Origin of the sequence: Pseudomonas helvetica (genome assembly GCF_039908645.1) — a bacterium.
Taxonomy (GTDB): domain Bacteria; phylum Pseudomonadota; class Gammaproteobacteria; order Pseudomonadales; family Pseudomonadaceae; genus Aquipseudomonas; species Aquipseudomonas helvetica.
In genome coordinates, this window is record NZ_CP150917.1 from 1,184,665 (window position 1) to 1,205,175 (window position 20,511).

Annotated in this window: 23 protein-coding genes; 22 read left to right on the forward strand and 1 reads right to left on the reverse strand. The window is 59.1% G+C overall.

Going from position 1 to position 20,511, the window contains the following annotated elements; all coding sequences use genetic code 11:
• The first annotated feature begins 15 nt into the window (after positions 1–15).
• From queA to AABM55_RS05355, 6 genes are all read left to right on the forward strand, one after another.
• On the forward strand, positions 16–1,065 hold the full coding sequence (gene queA, locus AABM55_RS05330) for a tRNA preQ1(34) S-adenosylmethionine ribosyltransferase-isomerase QueA (RefSeq protein WP_347929008.1): 1,050 nt from the start codon (positions 16–18) through the stop codon (positions 1,063–1,065).
• Positions 1,066–1,079: 14 nt separating this feature from the next.
• A complete protein-coding gene (gene tgt / locus AABM55_RS05335) occupies positions 1,080–2,195 on the forward strand; it encodes a tRNA guanosine(34) transglycosylase Tgt (protein WP_162130405.1) in 1,116 nt (371 codons plus the stop codon).
• Positions 2,196–2,238: 43 nt separating this feature from the next.
• A complete protein-coding gene (gene yajC / locus AABM55_RS05340; RefSeq protein WP_019693477.1) occupies positions 2,239–2,574 on the forward strand; it encodes a preprotein translocase subunit YajC in 336 nt (111 codons plus the stop codon).
• Positions 2,575–2,637: 63 nt separating this feature from the next.
• Complete coding sequence (secD, locus tag AABM55_RS05345; protein WP_145015122.1) at positions 2,638–4,506, forward strand: protein translocase subunit SecD; 1,869 nt, start codon at positions 2,638–2,640, stop codon at positions 4,504–4,506.
• Positions 4,507–4,515: 9 nt separating this feature from the next.
• Positions 4,516–5,430 (forward strand): protein translocase subunit SecF, encoded by a 915-nt coding sequence (secF, locus tag AABM55_RS05350; protein WP_347929009.1) that lies wholly within the window; start codon positions 4,516–4,518, stop codon positions 5,428–5,430.
• 118 nt (positions 5,431–5,548) lie between these two features.
• The gene (locus tag AABM55_RS05355) at positions 5,549–6,103 is read left to right on the forward strand and encodes a glycine zipper 2TM domain-containing protein (protein WP_103318070.1); all 555 of its coding nucleotides are present in this window, start codon (positions 5,549–5,551) and stop codon (positions 6,101–6,103) included.
• Between the two features lie 167 nt (positions 6,104–6,270).
• Here AABM55_RS05355 and suhB read toward each other — a convergent pair whose 3' ends face one another.
• A complete protein-coding gene (suhB, locus tag AABM55_RS05360) occupies positions 6,271–7,089 on the reverse strand; it encodes an inositol-phosphate phosphatase (protein ID WP_054595794.1) in 819 nt (272 codons plus the stop codon).
• Between the two features lie 146 nt (positions 7,090–7,235).
• Between suhB and trmJ the strand changes: the two genes are divergently transcribed.
• From trmJ to hisS, 16 genes are all read left to right on the forward strand, one after another.
• Complete coding sequence (gene trmJ / locus AABM55_RS05365; RefSeq protein ID WP_347929010.1) at positions 7,236–8,006, forward strand: tRNA (cytosine(32)/uridine(32)-2'-O)-methyltransferase TrmJ; 771 nt, start codon at positions 7,236–7,238, stop codon at positions 8,004–8,006.
• Between the two features lie 2 nt (positions 8,007–8,008).
• Positions 8,009–8,785: a serine O-acetyltransferase gene (gene cysE, locus AABM55_RS05370; RefSeq protein ID WP_347929011.1), complete on the forward strand. Its 777-nt coding sequence runs from the start codon at positions 8,009–8,011 to the stop codon at positions 8,783–8,785.
• Positions 8,786–8,990: 205 nt separating this feature from the next.
• The gene (iscR, locus tag AABM55_RS05375; protein ID WP_054595797.1) at positions 8,991–9,482 is read left to right on the forward strand and encodes a Fe-S cluster assembly transcriptional regulator IscR; all 492 of its coding nucleotides are present in this window, start codon (positions 8,991–8,993) and stop codon (positions 9,480–9,482) included.
• A gap of 50 nt (positions 9,483–9,532) precedes the next feature.
• Complete coding sequence (locus AABM55_RS05380) at positions 9,533–10,747, forward strand: IscS subfamily cysteine desulfurase (RefSeq protein ID WP_103319241.1); 1,215 nt, start codon at positions 9,533–9,535, stop codon at positions 10,745–10,747.
• A gap of 94 nt (positions 10,748–10,841) precedes the next feature.
• Entirely contained in the window at positions 10,842–11,228 is a 387-nt protein-coding gene (gene iscU, locus AABM55_RS05385) for a Fe-S cluster assembly scaffold IscU (protein WP_003443374.1), read from the forward strand.
• 34 nt (positions 11,229–11,262) lie between these two features.
• The gene (gene iscA, locus AABM55_RS05390; RefSeq protein WP_347929012.1) at positions 11,263–11,586 is read left to right on the forward strand and encodes an iron-sulfur cluster assembly protein IscA; all 324 of its coding nucleotides are present in this window, start codon (positions 11,263–11,265) and stop codon (positions 11,584–11,586) included.
• An 8-nt stretch (positions 11,587–11,594) separates the two neighbouring features.
• Positions 11,595–12,116 carry a co-chaperone HscB gene (hscB, locus tag AABM55_RS05395; protein WP_054595799.1) on the forward strand — a complete coding sequence of 174 codons (522 nt, stop codon included), beginning with the start codon at positions 11,595–11,597 and terminating at the stop codon, positions 12,114–12,116.
• A 51-nt stretch (positions 12,117–12,167) separates the two neighbouring features.
• Positions 12,168–14,030, forward strand: a complete 1,863-nt coding sequence (hscA, locus tag AABM55_RS05400) for a Fe-S protein assembly chaperone HscA (RefSeq protein WP_103319242.1) — start codon at positions 12,168–12,170, stop codon at positions 14,028–14,030.
• Between the two features lie 3 nt (positions 14,031–14,033).
• Positions 14,034–14,375, forward strand: a complete 342-nt coding sequence (gene fdx, locus AABM55_RS05405) for an ISC system 2Fe-2S type ferredoxin (RefSeq protein WP_103319244.1) — start codon at positions 14,034–14,036, stop codon at positions 14,373–14,375.
• A gap of 14 nt (positions 14,376–14,389) precedes the next feature.
• A complete protein-coding gene (gene iscX, locus AABM55_RS05410; RefSeq protein ID WP_054595802.1) occupies positions 14,390–14,590 on the forward strand; it encodes a Fe-S cluster assembly protein IscX in 201 nt (66 codons plus the stop codon).
• A gap of 90 nt (positions 14,591–14,680) precedes the next feature.
• A complete protein-coding gene (gene ndk / locus AABM55_RS05415) occupies positions 14,681–15,106 on the forward strand; it encodes a nucleoside-diphosphate kinase (protein ID WP_054595803.1) in 426 nt (141 codons plus the stop codon).
• Positions 15,107–15,134: 28 nt separating this feature from the next.
• On the forward strand, positions 15,135–16,283 hold the full coding sequence (gene rlmN / locus AABM55_RS05420) for a 23S rRNA (adenine(2503)-C(2))-methyltransferase RlmN (RefSeq protein WP_019693463.1): 1,149 nt from the start codon (positions 15,135–15,137) through the stop codon (positions 16,281–16,283).
• Positions 16,284–16,295: 12 nt separating this feature from the next.
• Positions 16,296–17,054 carry a type IV pilus biogenesis/stability protein PilW gene (gene pilW, locus AABM55_RS05425; protein ID WP_054595804.1) on the forward strand — a complete coding sequence of 253 codons (759 nt, stop codon included), beginning with the start codon at positions 16,296–16,298 and terminating at the stop codon, positions 17,052–17,054.
• Complete coding sequence (locus AABM55_RS05430) at positions 17,054–18,082, forward strand: RodZ family helix-turn-helix domain-containing protein (RefSeq protein WP_347929013.1); 1,029 nt, start codon at positions 17,054–17,056, stop codon at positions 18,080–18,082. The genes pilW and AABM55_RS05430 overlap by 1 nt, the downstream gene beginning before the upstream one ends.
• A gap of 3 nt (positions 18,083–18,085) precedes the next feature.
• The gene (ispG, locus tag AABM55_RS05435) at positions 18,086–19,195 is read left to right on the forward strand and encodes a flavodoxin-dependent (E)-4-hydroxy-3-methylbut-2-enyl-diphosphate synthase (RefSeq protein ID WP_054595806.1); all 1,110 of its coding nucleotides are present in this window, start codon (positions 18,086–18,088) and stop codon (positions 19,193–19,195) included.
• Positions 19,196–19,218: 23 nt separating this feature from the next.
• Positions 19,219–20,508 carry a histidine--tRNA ligase gene (gene hisS, locus AABM55_RS05440; protein ID WP_054595807.1) on the forward strand — a complete coding sequence of 430 codons (1,290 nt, stop codon included), beginning with the start codon at positions 19,219–19,221 and terminating at the stop codon, positions 20,506–20,508.
• Positions 20,509–20,511: the final 3 nt, after the last annotated feature.

The following is a 20,511-nucleotide window of genomic DNA, read 5'->3' on the forward strand; positions in this document are numbered from 1 at the left end:
TAGACGAACCCCATCATGCGCGTTGCTGACTTTACTTTCGAACTCCCTGATTCGCTGATCGCTCGCCACCCTTTGGCTGAGCGGCGCGGCAGTCGCCTGTTGACCCTGGATGGGCTCAGCGGCGCTCTGGCGCACCGTCAATTCACTGATTTGCTTGAGCATTTACGCCCGGGCGATTTGATGGTGTTCAACAATACCCGGGTGATTCCGGCGCGGCTGTTTGGCCAGAAAGCTTCCGGCGGCAAGCTGGAAATTCTGGTCGAGCGGGTGCTCGATAGTCATCGCGTGCTGGCCCATGTGCGCTCCAGCAAGTCGCCGAAGCCGGGTTCGACGATCCTCATCGACGGTGGTGGCGAAGCGCAAATGCTCGCGCGTCATGATGCGTTGTTCGAACTGGGGTTCGCCGAAGAAGTGCTGCCGCTGCTCGACCGCGTCGGGCACATGCCGTTGCCTCCTTATATAGACCGCCCGGACGAAGGCTCGGACCGCGAGCGTTATCAGACGGTCTACGCCGAGCGCCTGGGCGCGGTGGCGGCACCGACGGCGGGGCTGCATTTCGATCAGCCGTTGCTCGAGGCGATTGCCGCCAAGGGTATCGAGACGGCGTTCGTGACCTTGCACGTCGGCGCGGGCACCTTTCAGCCGGTGCGGGTCGAGAAGATCGAAGATCACCACATGCACAGCGAATGGCTGGAAGTCGGCCAGGACGTGGTGGATGCGGTCGCTGCGTGTCGTGCGCGGGGTGGGCGCGTGGTGGCGGTGGGGACCACCAGCGTGCGTTCGCTGGAAAGCGCGGCGCGCGATGGCGTGCTCAAGCCGTTCAGCGGCGACACCGATATCTTTATCTACCCAGGCCGGCCGTTCCATGTGGTCGATGCCCTGGTCACCAACTTTCATTTGCCCGAATCCACGCTGTTGATGCTGGTTTCGGCGTTCGCCGGTTATCCCGAGACCATGGCCGCCTACAAGGCCGCCGTCGAGCATGGATACCGCTTTTTCAGCTACGGTGATGCGATGTTCATCACCCGTAATCCCGCGCCACGCGGCCCTGAGGAAACAGCATGAGTCGCACCAGTCGTATGTCTTTCGAATTGCTGGCCACTGACGGCAAGGCTCGCCGTGGTCGCCTGACCTTCCCGCGTGGCACTGTCGAAACCCCAGCCTTCATGCCGGTCGGCACGTACGGCACAGTCAAGGGCATGTTGCCGCGGGATATCGAGGCGACCGGCGCCGAGATCATTCTGGGTAACACCTTTCACCTGTGGCTGCGTCCTGGCACGGAAGTGATCAAGAAGCACGGCGACCTGCACGATTTCATGCAGTGGAAAGGCCCGATCCTGACCGACTCCGGCGGTTTCCAGGTGTTCAGCCTGGGCGCCATGCGCAAGATCAAGGAGGAGGGCGTGACCTTCGCTTCTCCGGTGGATGGCGCGAAAGTGTTCATGGGCCCGGAAGAGTCGATGCAGGTTCAGCGCGACCTGGGTTCCGACATCGTGATGATTTTCGACGAATGCACGCCGTACCCGGCCGATGAAGACGTGGCGCGGGTGTCCATGGAGCTGTCGTTGCGCTGGGCCCAGCGTTCGAAAAACGCTCATGGCGACAACACGGCGGCGCTGTTCGGCATCGTTCAGGGCGGCATGCACCAGGACCTGCGCATGCGCTCCCTGGAAGGCCTCGACAAGATCGGTTTTGATGGCCTGGCGATCGGCGGTCTGTCGGTCGGCGAGCCCAAGCACGAGATGATCAAGGTGCTGGATTATCTGCCAGGCCAGATGCCGGCTGACAAACCTCGTTACCTTATGGGCGTTGGCAAACCGGAAGACTTGGTTGAGGGTGTGCGCCGCGGTGTGGACATGTTCGATTGCGTGATGCCAACCCGTAATGCCCGCAATGGGCACTTGTTCATTGATACGGGCGTGCTGAAGATCCGTAACGCGTTTCATCGCCATGATGATTCGCCGCTCGATCCGACCTGCGATTGCTATACCTGCCAGAACTTCTCCCGTGCTTATCTGCACCATCTGGACAAGTGCGGAGAAATGCTGGGTAGCATGTTGAATACCATCCACAATTTGCGCCATTACCAGGTACTTATGGCTGGTTTGCGCGAGGCTATTCAACAGGGTACATTGGCCGCCTTTGTCGATGCCTTCTACGCCAAACGCGGGTTACCCGTACCGCCTTTGGACTGAGTTTTCTGACCCCAAGATTCAACATTTGCAACTGGAGTGCTAAATGAGCTTTTTTATCTCTAATGCCATGGCTGATGCTGGTGCCCCTGCGGCAGGCCCAATGGGCGGCGGCTTTGAGTGGATTTTCCTGGTCGGTTTCCTGGTCATCTTCTACCTGATGATCTGGCGTCCACAGGCCAAGCGCGCCAAAGAGCAGAAGAACCTGCTGAGCAGCCTGCAGAAAGGCGACGAAGTTGTGACCACCGGTGGTATCGCCGGCAAGATCACTAAAGTGGCAGATGATTTCGTTGTTCTGGAAGTTTCCGACACTGTCGAAATGAAATTCCAAAAGGGCGCCATTGCCGCCACGCTGCCAAAAGGCACGCTAAAAGCGATCTAAGTTTCAACTTCTACTCAATCGACGGGGCGCGCAAGGCGCCCCGCGTCATAAGCGGGCGGCGTGATGCTGAACAAATACCCTCTGTGGAAATACATTCTGATCCTGGCGGTGCTGGCGGTCGGTCTGATTTATTCCGCTCCCAATCTTTATCCTGACGATCCGGCCATTCAGGTCAGCGGTGCAAGCACTGCGCTGCAGGTCAATCAGGCTGATCTGGATCGCGTGAGCAAAGCGCTCAACGATGCCGGGATCAACGTCAAGGCGGCCACTCTGTCGGCCAATGGCAAGGGCGGTTTGTTGCGCCTGACCAAGGCGGAAGACCAACTGCCAGCCAAAGACGTCGTGCGCAAGGCGCTGGGTGATGACTACGTCGTCGCACTGAACCTGGCACAAACCACTCCGCAATGGCTGCGCACTGTCGGCGCGCATCCGATGAAGCTGGGTCTGGACTTGTCCGGTGGTGTGCACTTCCTGCTTGAAGTGGACATGGAAAAAGCCCTCGACGCGCGCCTGAAAGTCTACGAAGGCGACGTCAAGAGCCTGCTGCGTAAAGAGAAACTGCGCTATCGCAGCCTGCCGCAGATCAATGGCGCCATTCAGCTGGGTTTCAGTGATGAGGCTTCCCGCGAAGACGCTCGTGCGCTGATCCGCAAGAACTTCAACGATTTCGACATTGTTCCGGCCGACCTCAATGGCCAACCGGTACTGCGTCTGGCGATGACCCCGGCCAAGCTGGCGGAAATCCGCGAATACTCCATCAAGCAGAACTTGACCACGGTGCGTAACCGCGTCAACGAGCTGGGTGTTGCCGAACCGATCGTTCAGCGTCAGGGTGCCAACCGCATCGTGGTTGAGCTGCCAGGCGTGCAAGACACTGCCGAAGCCAAGCGTATCCTCGGCAAGACGGCTAACCTGGAGTTCCGTCTGGCGGCAGAGCCGGGTGCGTCCAAAGCCACTTCCGAGACCTTCGAGTTCCGTGAGGGCAAGCGTCCTCCAGCGCAAATCGAGCGTGGCCTGATCATCACTGGCGACCAGGTAACTGACGCCAAGGCTGGTTTCGGTGAGCACGGTACGCCGGAAGTGAACATTCGTCTGGACGGTCACGGCGGTGAGCTGATGAACCGTGCGACGCGCTCCAACGTCGGTCGCAGCATGGCGGTGATCTTCATCGAGCAACGCCCGGTGACGACTTACGTCAAGCAGATGGTCAACGGCGTCGAGAAAGACGTGCCGGTCCAGAGCTTCAAGGAAGAGAAAAAGATCATCAGCCTGGCGACCATTCAGTCGCCGCTGGGTGCTCAGTTCCGCATCACTGGCCTGAACGGTCAGGGCGAATCCTCGGAGCTGGCCTTGCTGCTGCGCGCCGGTGGTCTTGCGGCGCCGATGTACTTTGCTGAAGAACGCACCATCGGTCCAAGCCTGGGTGCTGACAACATCACCAAGGGTATCGATGCGTCGTTGTGGGGCATGTTGTTCGTTTCGCTGTTCATCATGGCCATCTACCGCTTCTTCGGCCTGATCGCCACGGTTGCACTGGCGGTGAACATGGTACTGCTGCTGGCCTTGATGTCGCTGCTGGGGGCAACGCTGACCCTGCCGGGTATCGCCGGTATCGTCTTGACCATGGGTATGGCGGTCGACGCCAACGTACTGATCTTCTCGCGGATACGTGAAGAGATCGCGGCCGGCATGACCGTGCAGCGGGCAATCAACGAAGGCTTCGGCCGGGCATTCACCGCGATTCTCGACGCCAACCTGACCACCCTGTTGGTCGGCGGCATCCTCTTTGCGATGGGCACCGGCCCGGTCAAAGGTTTCGCAGTGACCATGTCCCTCGGGATCTTTACCTCGATGTTCACGGCCATCATGGTGACCCGCGCGATGGTCAACCTGATCTTCGGCGGTCGTGACTTCAAGAAGTTGTGGATTTAAGGGGCTGCCATGTTACGTACTATCAACTTCATGGGCGTTCGCAACGTTGCGTTCGGCGTCACATTGTTCCTTACCGCTCTGGCGTTGTTCAGCTGCTTCCACAAGGGCATGAACTACGGTCTGGACTTCACCGGCGGTACGCTCATCGAGCTGACCTACGAGCGTCCGGCCGACGTCTTGAAAGTTCGTTCCCAGCTGACTGAGGCGGGTTATCACGAAGCGATCGTTCAGAGCTTCGGCGCGACCACCGATTTGCTGGTGCGTATGCCTGGCGAAGACCCGCAACTGGGTCACCAGGTCGCTGAAGCGCTGCAGAAAGTCGGCGGCGATAACCCGGCTGTGGTCAAGCGCGTCGAGTTCGTCGGTCCGCAGGTCGGTGAAGAGCTGCGCGACCAGGGCGGCCTCGGCATGCTGATGGCGCTGGGCGGTATCCTGATCTACCTGGCATTCCGCTTTCAGTGGAAGTTCGCGGTTGGTGCGATTGTCTCGCTGATTCACGACGTGATCGTGACCATCGGTATCCTGTCGTTCTTCCAGATCACCTTCGACCTGACGGTGCTGGCGGCGGTACTGGCGATCATTGGTTACTCGCTCAACGACACCATCGTGGTATTCGACCGGGTTCGTGAGAACTTCCGTGTACTGCGCAAGGCCAGCCTGATCGAGAACATCAACATCTCGACCACCCAAACCCTGCTGCGGACCATGGCGACGTCGATCTCCACCTTGCTGGCGATTGCAGCGCTGCTGTTCTTCGGTGGCGACAACCTGTTCGGCTTCTCCATTGCGCTGTTTATCGGCGTTCTGGCGGGTACTTACTCGTCGATCTACATCGCTAACGTGGTGCTGATCTGGCTGAACCTGAGCAGCGAGGACCTGATTCCTCCGGCCAATACCGAGAAGGAAGTGGACGACCGTCCTTGAGGCGTTATTTCCTCTCGTTATAACCAGAAGGCGCGAGTATTGAACTCGCGCCTTTTTTTATGCTCCAAGGTTTGGAAAGGCGCGGGCACGTCCCGCATGTGATGGTCAGGAGGTTCATGTGAACAAGTCGTTACTGGTTGGTGCGGTATTGGGTGCTGTCGGTGTGACTGCCGGAGGCGCTGTTGCCACCTACAGCCTGGTAAAAAGCGGCGGACCTGAGTATGCGCAAGTACTGGCAGTCGAGCCGGTCAAAACACAGATCAAGACCCCACGTGAAGTGTGCAGGGATGTACCGGTTACCCGGCAGGCGCCGGTGAAGGATGAGCATCAGATCCTCGGTACGGTGATCGGTGCGGTCGGCGGTGGTTTGTTGGGTAACATGGTCGGTGGTGGTAATGGCAAGAAGCTCGCCACGGTCGCCGGTGCAGTTGGTGGCGGTTACGCGGGTAACAAGGTGCAGGAAGGCATGCAGGAGCGTGATACCTCCACCACGATGCAAAGACGTTGCGAGACGGTCCATGACGTCAGCGACAAGCTCGTAGGCTATGACGTTCGGTATTCGCTGGGCGGCAAGGAAGGCAAAGTGCGGATGGATCGTGATCCGGGCAACCAGATTCCGGTCGACAAGGACGGTCATCTGATCCTCGGCCAGAACCAGCCCGCTCAGAAATAAGCTGATTTGTAGGAGCAAGGCTTGCCCGCGATGGCGTCACGGTGGTCTGACAGATGCATCGCGTTGCCTTCATCGCCAGCAAGCTGTGCTCCTGCGAAGGGCGGCTGGTGGTTTGAATTGCAGGCATAAAAAAAGCACCCCGAAGGGTGCTTTTTTGTGCCTGGCGTTTAGCGTTTCAGCGAGGCTGGCAGGTGCGGCTGGATGGCCGTCAGTACTGCTTTGAAGCATTTGGTGTTGCCGGCAACGATGTGGCCTTTTTCAAGGAAGTCGTGACCGCCGGTGAAGTCGCTCACCAGGCCGCCAGCTTCCTGGATCAGCAGGGCGCCTGCAGCCATGTCCCACTCGGACAGGCCCGATTCCCAGAAGGCGTCGAAACGGCCGGCAGCTACATAAGCCAGGTCCAGGCTCGCTGCGCCAGCGCGGCGGATGCCGGCGGTCTGGCCAACCAGGGCGCGGAACATGCCCAGGTAGTTGTCGAGGTTGTCCATCTGGTCGTCACGGAACGGGAAGCCGGTACCCAGCAGGGCGCCGTCCAGGCTGGTGCGACCGCTGACGCGCAGACGGCGACCGTTCAGTTGAGCGCCGCGACCACGGCTGGCGGTGAATTCTTCCTGGCGAACCGGGTCCAGAACCACTGCGTGTTCCAGGCGACCACGGTATTTGCAGGCGATGCTGACAGCGAAGTGAGGAATGCCGCGCAGGAAGTTGGTGGTGCCGTCCAGTGGATCGATGATCCACAGGTATTCTTCGCCTTCGATCCCGTTGCCTGCGTGCATGCCGGTCTCTTCACCCATGATCGAATGATTCGGGTAAGCCTTGCGCAGTGCGTCGATGATTTTCTGTTCGGCAGCGCGATCCACTTCGGACACGTAGTCCTTGGCGTCTTTTTCGTCGACCTTGATGGTATCCAGGCGCTCGATGGAGCGGAAAATCAATTCACTGGCGCTGCGGGCGGCGCGCAGCGCGATATTCAGCATGGGCTGCATGGATGTGTCACCTAAGGTTGTTAAAGAAAGCCGAGCATTCTATCAGAAAGTTTCTACAGGTGAAGGTCGACGTTCGCTTTCATAGCTTAACGGTAGGATGAACTGTAAGATTTGCTCCCTAATTTCCCTGTCAGAGAGCGCCTCCTTTGCTGCAGAACATTCGTGTCGTCCTGGTCAATACCAGCCATCCGGGGAATATCGGCGGGGCTGCGCGTGCCATGAAGAACATGGGGCTGTCGCGACTGGTGCTGGTCGAGCCGCGCCTGTTCCCGCACCACGAAGCCGATGCGCGAGCTTCCGGTGCCGGTGACATCCTGGAAAGCGCCCAAGTCGTCGCCACGCTGGAAGATGCGCTGGTCGGCTGCAACCTGGTGCTGGGCACCAGCGCGCGTGACCGTCGTATCCCTTGGCCGCTGCTCGATCCCCGTGAATGCGGGACTAAAGTGGTTGAGGAGGCAGCGCAAGGCGCTGAGATTGCTTTGGTCTTTGGCCGTGAAGATTCCGGTCTGACCAATGAAGAGCTGCAGCGATGTCATTATCACGTGCACATCCCATCAGACCCTGAGTTCAGTTCGCTGAACCTTGGGGCGGCGGTGCAGGTGTTGAGCTATGAAGTGCGCATGTCCTGGCTGGCGGCCCAAGGTCAGCCAAGCAAGATCGAGAAGGAAGAAGTGGCGTCGACCAAGAGTGGCGAGCTGGCGACCATGGATGAGCTTGAGCGATTCTATGAGCACCTGGAGCAGACGCTGGTGGCCATCGAATTTCTCGATCCGGAAAAACCGCGGCACTTGATGGCGCGCCTGCGTCGGTTGTACGGACGAAGCTCGGTCAGCCGGGCGGAAATGAATATTTTGCGTGGCATCCTCACGGAAACCCAAAAAGCGGCCCGTGGTGAGCTTCTTAAACGGAAGGATTAATGATGTTCGAGCGTTTGCGTGAAGATATCCAGAGCGTTTTCCACCGTGACCCGGCGGCACGTAATGCGTTTGAGGTGTTGACCTGCTACCCGGGCATGCACGCCATCTGGATTCATCGACTGTCTGCTGCTCTGTGGGGCATGGGCTGGAAATGGCTGGCGCGGTTGGTATCGAACTTCGGCCGCTGGTTGACCGGGATCGAGATTCATCCGGGCGCCAAGGTCGGTCGTCGCTTCTTTATTGACCACGGCATGGGCATTGTCATCGGTGAAACCGCCGAGATCGGCAATGACGTGACGCTGTATCAGGGCGTGACCCTCGGCGGTACCAGCTGGAACAAAGGCAAGCGCCACCCGACGCTGGAAGATGGCGTAGTGGTAGGGGCAGGCGCCAAGGTGTTGGGGCCGTTCACCGTGGGGGCGGGGGCCAAGGTGGGCTCCAATGCGGTGGTGACCAAGGCGGTGCCGGCGGGGGCGACAGTGGTCGGGATTCCGGGGCGGATTATCGTCAAGTCCGATGATGAGCTGGAAGCCAGGCGCAAGGCCATGGCCGAGAAGATTGGTTTTGATGCCTACGGCGTCAGTGAAGACATGCCGGACCCGGTGGCGCGCGCCATCGGTCAGTTGCTGGATCACTTGCAAGCGGTCGATGGTCGACTGGAAGGCATGTGCGGCGCGCTCAAGGACCTGGGCAGCCCTTACTGTGCCAAGGACTTGCCTGAGCTGCGCGAAGAAGACTTCGCCTGCGTCAAAGGCAAGGATGAAAGCCAGGCCAACTGATCGCACGGTTTCTGTAGCAGCTGGCGCAGCCTGCTGCTACGGGTGGGTGTTGTGCGTCGCAGGTGTGCTATTGAGCCGCAGATCCTGCTATAGTGCGCGCGCTCTTTTGCGGGTAAACCTGACTAAAGTACTAGGTCTTATAGTTGACTTGAATACTCGGGAATTGCATACTCGCCCCCATCCCGTAACTCCGTGGTAATTGTCCATGCGACTGACTACAAAAGGCCGATACGCTGTCACCGCCATGCTTGACCTGGCGTTGCACGCGCAACATGGCCCGGTGTCCCTGGCCGATATCTCTGAGCGCCAAGGCATTTCCCTGTCCTACCTCGAACAGCTCTTCGCCAAATTGCGCCGCAGCAATCTGGTTTCCAGTGTCCGTGGACCAGGCGGTGGCTACCAGCTATCGCGTGACATGCAGGGCATCCAGGTCGCTCAGGTGATCGATGCGGTAAACGAATCGGTCGATGCAACCAAATGCCAGGGGCTGGGTGATTGCCATGGCGGCGACACCTGCCTGACCCACCATTTGTGGTGTGATCTGAGCCTGCAAATCCACGAATTTCTGAGCGGTATCAGCTTGGCTGACCTTGTCACTCGCCGTGAAGTGCAAGAAGTAGCCCAGCGTCAGGACCAGCGTCGTTGCAACAGCAAGGCGTCGCGTCTGGACAAGATTGAAGCGTCCGCCGTCGAATGACAGCCAAAGAGCTAGCGGCACGCCAGCCAGCCTGAATTAGGAGAGAGTCCATGAAATTGCCGATTTACCTTGATTACTCTGCGACCACCCCGGTTGATCCGCGTGTCGCGCAAAAGATGAGTGAATGCCTGCTGGTCGACGGAAACTTCGGTAACCCGGCGTCCCGCTCCCACGTGTTCGGCTGGAAAGCCGAAGAATCGGTCGAAAACGCTCGCCGCCAGGTCGCCGACCTGGTCAACGCCGACCCGCGTGAAATCGTCTGGACCTCCGGTGCCACCGAGTCCGACAACCTGGCAATCAAGGGTGTCGCGCATTTCTATGGCACCAAAGGCAAGCACCTGATCACCACCAAGATCGAACACAAGGCGGTCCTCGACACCATGCGCCAACTGGAGCGCGAAGGTTTCGAAGTCACCTACCTCGATCCTCGTGAAGACGGTCTGGTAACGCCTGAGATGATCGAAGCCGCGCTGCGCGATGACACCATCCTGGTGTCGGTCATGCACGTGAACAACGAAATCGGCACCATCAACGACATCGCAGCCATCGGCGAACTGACCCGTTCCAAGGGCATCCTGTTCCACGTCGACGCTGCGCAGTCCACTGGCAAGGTCGAGATCGACCTGCAAAAGCTGAAAGTCGACCTGATGTCCTTCTCGGCTCACAAGACCTACGGCCCTAAAGGCATCGGCGCGCTGTACGTCAGCCGCAAGCCGCGTGTTCGCCTTGAAGCGACCATGCACGGCGGCGGTCACGAGCGCGGCATGCGTTCCGGCACCCTGGCCACTCACCAGATCGTTGGCATGGGCGAAGCCTTCCGTGTAGCCAAGGAAGACATGGCTACCGAAAACGTTCGGATCAAAGCCCTGAGCGACCGTTTCTTCAAGCAGGTCGAAGGCCTCGAAGAGCTGTACGTCAACGGCAGCCTGACCGCCCGTGTTCCGCACAACCTGAACCTGAGCTTCAACTACGTTGAAGGCGAGTCGCTGATCATGGCGCTCAAGGACCTGGCGGTATCGTCCGGTTCGGCCTGCACCTCGGCGTCGCTTGAGCCTTCGTACGTACTGCGCGCCCTGGGCCGCAACGACGAACTGGCACACAGCTCGATTCGCTTCACCTTCGGCCGCTTCACCACCGAAGAAGAAATCGATTATGCCGCGCAGAAAGTCTGCGAGGCCGTCACCAAGCTGCGCGCTCTGTCGCCGCTGTGGGACATGTACAAAGACGGCGTCGACATTTCGAAGATCGAGTGGGCGGCACACTAACGAATTAAGTCGCCGCACAGGGGTTTTGCAAGCCGGTTGAATAGTTGGCTTGCAGAGCCCCAAGAGCGACTCTCTGATGAGTGAGGATTGAATCATGGCTTACAGCGAAAAGGTCATCGACCACTACGAGAACCCGCGTAACGTCGGCAAGATGGACGCGGAAGATCCTGATGTCGGCACCGGCATGGTCGGCGCTCCAGCATGCGGCGACGTTATGCGCCTGCAAATCAAGGTCAACGAGCAAGGCATCATCGAAGACGCCAAGTTCAAGACCTACGGCTGCGGCTCTGCCATTGCCTCCAGCTCCCTCGCTACCGAGTGGATGAAGGGCAAGACTCTGGACGAAGCAGAGACCATCAAGAACACCCAGCTGGCTGAAGAACTGGCCTTGCCGCCAGTGAAAATCCACTGCTCGGTACTCGCTGAAGACGCCATCAAGGCTGCCGTTCGCGATTACAAGCAGAAGAAAGGCTTGATCTGACTTTCAAGTATTGGCGACGAGTAAGGAGTCACCGATGGCTATCAGCATGACAGAAGCGGCTGCTCAACACGTGCGACGCTCCCTCGACGGGCGCGGCAAGGGTGATGGGATTCGTCTGGGTGTTCGCACCACGGGCTGTTCCGGCCTTGCCTACGTGCTGGAGTTTGTCGATGAGGTAGGGGTCGACGATCAGGTCTTCGTCAGTCATGGCGAGAAAGTGATCATCGATCCGAAAAGCCTGGCTTACCTGGACGGCACCGAGCTCGATTTCGTCAAGGAAGGGTTGAACGAAGGCTTCAAGTTCAACAATCCCAACGTACGCGGTGAATGTGGCTGCGGCGAAAGCTTCAACATCTGAGGCTGCTCGTGGGTACTCCTTGTCATTTCGCATTATTTGAGCTGCAACCGAGCTTCAATCTGGACCTCGATCAGCTGGCTACGCGCTACCGTGAGTTGGCGCGCGGCGTTCATCCAGACCGCTTTGCTGACGCTTCCGAGCGTGAGCAACGGCTGGCGCTAGAGCAATCCGCTAGCCTCAACGAGGCCTACCAGACGCTCAAAAGTCCCCCCAAGCGCGCGCGTTACCTGCTCGCCATGGGTGGTCGCGAGCTGCCGCTGGAGGTCACGGTGCATGATCCGGAATTTCTTCTGCAGCAGATGCAATGGCGCGAAGAGCTCGAAGACCTGCAAGACAGTGCCGATCTGGCCGGGATTGTGGTATTCAAGCGCCGCCTGAAGGTCGCTCAGGATGTACTGAACGAAAGCTTCGCAGCTTGCTGGAATGATGCAGTGCAGCGTGAACAGGCCGAACGCCTGATGCGGCGCATGCAGTTCCTCGACAAGCTCACCTACGAAGTGCGCCAGTTAGAAGAGCGCCTCGACGATTAACCCAGTGCCGCCTCGGTCGCACGCCTGATATACAGATAAGTCCTGATAACGATGGCCCTACTGCAGATCGCCGAACCCGGCCAAAGTCCTCAACCGCACCAGCGTCGTCTGGCTGTGGGGATCGACTTGGGCACTACCAATTCGCTGGTCGCTGCGTTGCGCAGTGGTCTTTCCGAGCCACTGGCCGACGCTGACGGGCAGGTCATCCTGCCGTCTGCGGTGCGCTATCACGCTGACCGTGTCGAGGTCGGCGAGTCCGCCAAGCTGGCAGCCGCTACCGATCCGCTGAACACGGTGTTGTCGGTCAAGCGCTTGATGGGTCGTGGTCTGTCCGACGTCAAGCAATTGGGCGAACAGCTGCCGTATCGCTTTGTCGATGGCGAGTCGCACATGCCGTTCATCGACACCGTGCAAGGGCCGAAAAGCCCGGTCGAAGTTTCCGCCGATATCCTCAAGGTGCTGCGTCAGCGCGCCGAGTTGACGCTGGGCGGCGAACTGGTTGGCGCAGTGATCACCGTTCCGGCGTATTTCGATGACGCACAGCGTCAGGCGACCAAGGATGCGGCCAAGCTGGCCGGTCTGAACGTGCTGCGTTTGCTCAACGAGCCGACCGCTGCGGCGGTGGCTTATGGCCTGGATCAGCATGCTGAAGGCCTGGTTGCGATTTACGACCTGGGCGGCGGCACCTTCGATATTTCGATTCTGCGCCTGACCGGCGGTGTGTTTGAAGTACTGGCCACCGGTGGCGACAGCGCCCTGGGTGGCGATGACTTCGATCACGCGATTGCTGGCTGGATCATCGAGAGCGCGGGCCTGTCCGCCGACCTCGATCCAGGTGCGCAACGTCATCTGCTGCAAACCGCCTGCGCGGCCAAAGAGGCCCTGACTAATGCGGCGACGGTTGAAGTCGTTTATGACGGCTGGAAATCCCAGCTGACCCGCGAAGCCTTTGATGCGCTGATCGAGCCGATGGTTGCTCGCAGCCTGAAAGCCTGCCGCCGCGCCGTGCGTGATTCCGGTGTCGAGCTGGAAGACGTGAAAGCAGTGGTGATGGTCGGTGGTTCGACCCGCGTGCCGCGTGTTCGCGATGCTGTGGCTGAAGCCTTCGGTCGTCAGCCGCTGACCGAGATCGATCCGGATCAAGTGGTGGCCATTGGTGCTGCGATCCAGGCCGATACCTTGGCGGGCAACAAGCGCGATGGCGGCGAACTGCTGCTGCTTGACGTGATTCCGTTGTCCCTGGGGCTGGAAACCATGGGCGGTCTGATGGAGAAGGTGATTCCGCGTAACACCACCATCCCGGTCGCCCGCGCTCAGGACTTCACGACCTATAAAGACGGCCAGTCGGCCATGATGATTCATGTGCTGCAGGGTGAGCGCGAGCTGATCAGCGATTGCCGCTCCCTGGCGCGCTTCGAATTGCGCGGCATTCCGGCCATGGTCGCGGGTGCGGCGAAGATTCGCGTGACCTTCCAGGTCGATGCCGATGGCTTGCTCAGCGTGGCTGCCCGCGAATTGGGTTCGGGCGTCGAGGCGAGCATTCAGGTCAAGCCGTCCTACGGCCTGACCGACGGCGAAATCGCCCGCATGCTCAAGGAATCGTTCCAGCACGCCAACGACGACAAGGTCGCCCGCGTACTGCGTGAGCAGCAAGTCGATGCCCAGCGTTTGATTGAAGCGGTGCAAGGCGCCCTCGATGTCGACGGCGAGCGCCTGCTCGACGCCGAAGAACGCATGGTCATCGAATTGCAGATGCAGGAACTGAGCGAATTGATGAAAGGTACCGATGGTTACGCCATCGAGCAGCAGACCAAGCGTCTGTCGCAAGTGACCGATGCCTTTGCTGCCCGCCGCCTGGACTCGACGGTGAAAGCCGCTCTGGCGGGGCGCAACCTGAATGAAATCGAGGAATAACTGATGCCGCAGATCATTTTTCTGCCACACGCCGAGCATTGCCCGGACGGTATGGTCGTAGAGGCTGAGACCGGCAAGTCCATTCTCGAAGTGGCCCATGACAACCATATCGAGATCGAGAGCGCCTGCGGCGGCGTCTGTGCCTGCACCACCTGCCACTGCATCATTCGCGAAGGCTTCGACTCGCTGAATGAGGCCGATGAGCTGGAAGAGGACTATCTTGATCGGGCCTGGGGTCTGGAAGCGCAGTCGCGCCTGACCTGCCAGGCAATCGTCGGGACTGAAGACCTGACCGTTGAAATTCCTAAATACTCGCTCAACCACGCTGCCGAAGCGCCGCACTGATTCAAGGAACTGTCATGAGTCTTAAATGGGTTGATGTGCTGGAAATCGCGATCCAGCTGGCTGACAGCAAGCCGGATGTGGATCCGCGTTACGTGAACTTCGTCGATCTGCACAGCTGGGTCATGGCCCTGCCGGACTTCAGTGATGATCCGACCCGCGGTGGCGAGAAGGTGCTTGAAGCGATTCAAGCGGCCTGGATCGAAGAAGCAGACTGAACGCACTGTACGCCGTTAGGCAATACCCAAGAACCCGCGTATAATTCGCGGGTTTAATTTTTCGCAAATTACCGTTTCTGGAGTTACACCATGGCTGTTCAACGTACTTTCTCCATCATCAAGCCTGATGCAGTTGCAAAAAACGTCATCGGCGAGATCACCACTCGTTTCGAAAAAGCTGGCCTGCGCGTTGTAGCTTCGAAAATGAAGCAACTGTCCAAGGCTGAAGCTGAAGGCTTCTACGCTGAGCACAGCGCTCGTGGTTTCTTCGGCGACCTGGTTGCTTTCATGATCTCCGGTCCGGTTGTCGTTCAGGTTCTGGAAGGCGAAAACGCTATCGCTCTGAACCGTGAGCTGATGGGCGCTACCAACCCTAAAGAAGCTGCTGCCGGCACCATCCGCGCTGACTTCGCTGACTCCATCGACGCCAACGCTGTGCACGGTTCGGACTCCGAAGCCGCTGCTGCTCGCGAAATCTCGTACTTCTTCGCAGCTACTGAAGTAACCACTCGCTAAGCATTGGCTTATGAGTGAAGGTGAATCCATGACTACATCGACTGCAAAAACTAACCTGCTGGGTCTGACTCAGCCGGAAATGGAAAAATTCTTCGACTCAATCGGGGAGAAGCGTTTCCGTGCCAGTCAGGTAATGAAGTGGATTCACCACCTTGGCGTCGATGATTTCGACGCCATGACGAACGTCAGCAAGGCCTTGCGCGACAAGCTCAAGGCTATTGCCGAAGTTCGCGGTCCCGAAGTGGTCAGCGAGGACATCTCCAGCGACGGCACCCGTAAGTGGGTGGTGCGCGTGGCGTCCGGCAGCTGCGTCGAGACTGTCTACATTCCCCAGGGCAAACGCGGCACTCTGTGCGTTTCGTCCCAGGCAGGCTGTGCCCTGGATTGCAGTTTCTGCTCCACCGGCAAGCAAGGTTTCAACAGCAACCTCACGGCCGCCGAAGTCATCGGCCAGGTGTGGATTGCCAATAAATCGTTCGGCAGCATCCCGGCAACCGCCGACCGTGCCATCACCAACGTGGTGATGATGGGCATGGGTGAGCCGCTGCTGAACTTCGACAACGTCGTTGCCGCCATGCACCTGATGATGGACGACCTGGGCTACGGCATTTCCAAGCGTCGTGTGACCCTGTCGACCTCGGGCGTGGTGCCGATGATCGATGAGCTGTCCAAGCACATCGACGTTTCCCTGGCGTTGTCCCTGCACGCACCGAACGATGCGCTGCGTAACCAGTTGGTACCGATCAACAAGAAGTACCCGCTGAAAATGCTCCTCGAGTCCTGCCGCCGCTACATGTCGTCCCTGGGCGAAAAGCGCGTGCTGACCATCGAGTACACCTTGCTCAAGGACATCAATGACAAGGTCGAGCATGCGGTTGAAATGATCGAGTTGCTCAAGGACACACCTTGCAAGATCAACCTGATTCCGTTCAACCCGTTCCCCCATTCCGGTTACGAGCGGCCGAGCAACAACGCCATCCGTCGTTTCCAGGATCAACTTCATCACGCTGGCTTCAATGTCACCGTGCGCACCACCCGTGGCGAAGACATCGACGCTGCGTGTGGCCAATTGGTAGGACAGGTGCTGGATCGCACCCGTCGTAGCGAACGTTATATCGCCGTGCGTGAGTTGAGCGCCGACAACGATATGCCGCAAGACGCTGCGAATCGTACTTAAGAGAGGATCTCTATGTCACTGCGCCTAGCGCTGCTTCTGCTGTTCGCCAGCCTGTCGGCTGGTTGTGTTCTGTCGGGTGATTTCAATCCGATGAAAACCAGCAAGGGGCGCGATGAGGCGCGTGCTGCGTATGTGCAGTTGGGTGTGGGGTATCTGCAGCAGGGCATGACCGAACGGGCGAAAGTCCCGTTGAAGAAGGCCCTCGAACTGGATAGCGCCGACCCGGATGCCAACGCGGCGTTGGGCCTGGTGTTTCAGGCCGAAATGGAACCCGAGCTCGCGGATCAGCATTTTCGCAAGGCATTGTCCGGCCGTCCTGGCGATGCTCGTATCCTGAACAACTACGGCAGCTTTCTCTTTGAAGAGAAACGTTACAAAGAAGCTTACGAGCGCTTTGAACAAGCGGCTGCCGATAGCCTTTATCCTGAGCGTTCACGGGTTTTCGAGAACCTCGGCATGACGGCTTCGATGCTTGGCCAGCGGGATCTGGCCCGTCAGCAACTGGAAAAAGCCCTGCGCCTGAACCGCCAACAGCCACGGGCGTTGCTGGAAATGGCTGAGTTGTCGTACGAAGACAGGCATTATGTGCCCGCGCGTGACTATTACGATCGTTTTAGCCTGCTCGCCGAGCAAAATGCACGTAGTCTATTGCTCGGCGTTCGGCTGGCCAAAGTGTTCGAAGATCGCGACAAGGCCGCCAGTTTTGGCCTGCAATTAAAACGACTCTATCCCGGTACTCCGGAATATCAGCAATACCTGTCGGAGCAATGATGAAAGCGGCGCATCCAGAAGTTGTAGCAGCGACTCGCGTAAACCCCGGAGAGACCCTGCGTCAGGCCCGCGAAGGCAATGGTTGGTCGCTGGCGGAAGTAGCGCTCAAGCTCAATCTCACCGTCAATTCCTTGAAGAATCTGGAAGACGGCGCTTTCGACAAGCTGCCGGGGCATACCTTTGCTCGCGGCTATATCCGTGCTTACGCCAAATTGCTCGGTATGGACCAGGCCGTACTGGTTCAACAGTTCGATCAGCACACCGGCACCGATTCCCAGGGCAGCAACGTGCACAGCCTTGGGCGTATCGAAGAACCATCGCGGGTCTCCCACACCATTTTGCGCATCGTCAGCCTGTTGCTGCTGATGGCCGTGGTGGGGGGCGGTTTTGTCTGGTGGCAGGATCAAACCTCGCTGCGCACCAAGGACCTGATTGGCCTGAGCCCTGAACACGTCGAAGTCGAAGGCGCCGATGGCACCACGCAGATCCATCCGCTCGACGAGCCGGAAGATCAGGCCGTGGTAGAAGGTCAGGTCGAAGCCGGGACGCCTCTGGCATTGCCGGAAGGCCAGGCGACTGCCGAAGCTCAGGCAACGGTCGAAGCACCGACGCCGGCCGCTCCGGTGGTTGCACCGACGGCCCCGGTTGTGGCTCCAGTGCGTACCGCGCCTGCCCCGGTTGTTGCGACGCCAGCGGCCCCGGTTATGGCTGTTGCGCCAACGCCAGTCGTGGCTGCCGTGCCAGCACCTGCCGCTTCGGCTGCTGCGCCGGCCACTCCGGTTGCCGGTGCGGGTAAGGTGCAGATTCAGTTCTCTGCCAACTGCTGGACACAAGTCACCGATGGCAACGGCAAAGTGCTGTTGAGCGCTCTCAAGCATAAGGGCGAAACCGCCGACGTCAGCGGTAAACCACCGTTTACAGTACGCCTGGGCTACGCCCGTGGCGCGCAGGTCAGCTACAACGGGCAAGTGGTCGATGTAGCTCCGTTCACCAGTGGCGAGACTGCTCGCCTGAAGTTGGGTCAATAAGTCATGCACGGCGAATCTCCAATCAAACGTCGCGAATCCCGCAAGATCTGGGTTGGTTCGGTACCGGTGGGCGGTGATGCGCCTATCGCTGTACAGAGCATGACCAACAGCGACACCAATGACGTTGCCGCCACCGTGGCCCAGATCAATCGTCTGGAAGCGGCCGGTGTCGACATCGTGCGGGTTTCCGTTCCGGACATGGACGCGGCCGAAGCCTTCGGTCGCATCAAGCAACTGGTCAAGGTGCCATTGGTTGCCGACATTCACTTCGACTACAAGATCGCTTTGCGCGTAGCCGAACTGGGCGTCGATTGCCTGCGGATCAACCCGGGCAACATCGGTCGTGAGGACCGTGTGCGCGCGGTGGTCGATGCCGCCCGTGACCGGGGGATTCCGATCCGTATCGGCGTCAACGCCGGTTCGCTGGAAAAAGACCTGCAAAAGAAATACGGCGAGCCGACACCGGCCGCGCTGGTCGAGTCGGCCCTGCGCCACGTCGAGCACCTTGAACGCCTGAACTTCCAGGACTTCAAGGTCAGCGTGAAGGCCTCCGACGTGTTCATGGCCGTCGAAGCCTATCGTCTGCTGGCCAAGGAAATCGTCCAGCCACTGCACCTGGGCATCACTGAGGCCGGCGGTTTGCGTTCAGGCACAGTGAAATCCGCCGTGGGCCTCGGTATGCTGCTCGCCGAAGGGATTGGCGATACTATTCGCATCTCGTTGGCGGCTGACCCGGTCGAGGAAGTGAAAGTCGGCTACGACATTCTCAAATCCCTGCATCTGCGTTCCCGTGGCATCAACTTCATCGCCTGCCCGAGCTGCTCGCGGCAGAACTTCGATGTGGTGAAAACCATGAACGAACTGGAAGGGCGCCTCGAAGATCTGCTGGTGCCGCTGGATGTCGCGGTCATCGGTTGCGTGGTCAACGGTCCCGGTGAAGCCAAAGAGGCCCATATCGGTTTGACTGGCGGTACGCCGAACCTGATTTACATCGACGGCAAGCCGTCGCAGAAATTGACGAATGACAATCTGGTGGATGAGCTGGAAAGGCTGATCCGCCAGAAAGCGGCCGAAAAGGTCGAAGCCGACGCAGCAGTAATCGCTCGCGGCTGATCGAACGAATTTAAGGATTTAAAGTGAGCAAGTCTCTGCAAGCCATACGTGGCATGAACGACATCCTGCCCGAACAGACCCCGCTGTGGCGTCATTTCGAGGGCACCGTTTCGCGTCTGCTGGATAACTACGGTTATAAGCAGATTCGTATGCCGATCGTCGAGTTCACCGAGCTGTTCAAACGCTCCATCGGTGAAGTGACCGACATCGTCGAAAAAGAGATGTACACCTTCGAAGACCGTAACGGCGATTCGCTGACCCTGCGCCCTGAAGGCACAGCGGCCTGCGTGCGTGCAGTGCTCGAGCACGGCATCACCGGCGGTGGCCAGGTGCAGAAACTCTGGTACATCGGCCCGATGTTCCGCCACGAGCGTCCGCAAAAAGGCCGTTATCGTCAGTTCCACCAGATCGGTTGCGAGGTTTTCAACCTTGATGGCCCGGACATCGACGCCGAACTGATCGTGCTGACCTGGCGCCTGTGGGGCGAGCTGGGCATCCGTGACGCGGTCAAGCTCGAGCTCAACAGCCTGGGCACCAGCGCATCTCGCGCTCGTTATCGCGATGCACTGGTCGAATACCTGACGGCACGCCTGGACCAACTGGACGAAGACAGCCAGCGCCGCCTGAAAACCAACCCGCTGCGAGTGCTCGATACCAAGAACGCCGATACCCAGGCGGCGCTGGTCGATGCACCGAAGATGGCCGATTACCTCGATGAAGAATCCCGCGTGCACTTCGAGGGCCTCAAGGCTCGTCTGGACGCTGCCGGCATTCCTTACGTGATCAACCCGAAGCTGGTGCGCGGGCTGGATTACTACAGCAAAACCGTATTCGAATGGGTCACCGACAAACTCGGTGCCCAGGGCACTGTCTGCGCAGGTGGCCGTTACGACGGCCTGGTCGAGCAGATGGGCGGCAAGCCGACGCCGGGCGTTGGTTTCGCCATGGGCATCGAGCGCCTGGTGTTGCTGCTCGAAACCCTGGAGCAGATCCCGGAAGAAATCTCCCGGCAGGTTGATGTCTACCTGTGCGCCTTCGGTGAGGCTGCCGAACTGGCCGCTCTGACACTGAGCGAGCGGGTTCGTGATCAGTTGCCAAACCTGCGTCTGCAGATCAATGCCGGTGCAGGCAGCTTCAAAAGTCAGTTCAAGAAGGCCGACAAGAGCGGTGCGCTGTACGCATTGATCCTCGGTGACGACGAAATGGCCCAGCAAGTGGTAGGTTTCAAACCCCTGCGTGGCCAGGGCGAACAACAAAGCATTGCCTGGGATGCGCTTGCCGCTCACCTGGCCACCTGCGTCGTGCAGGGTTGAAGC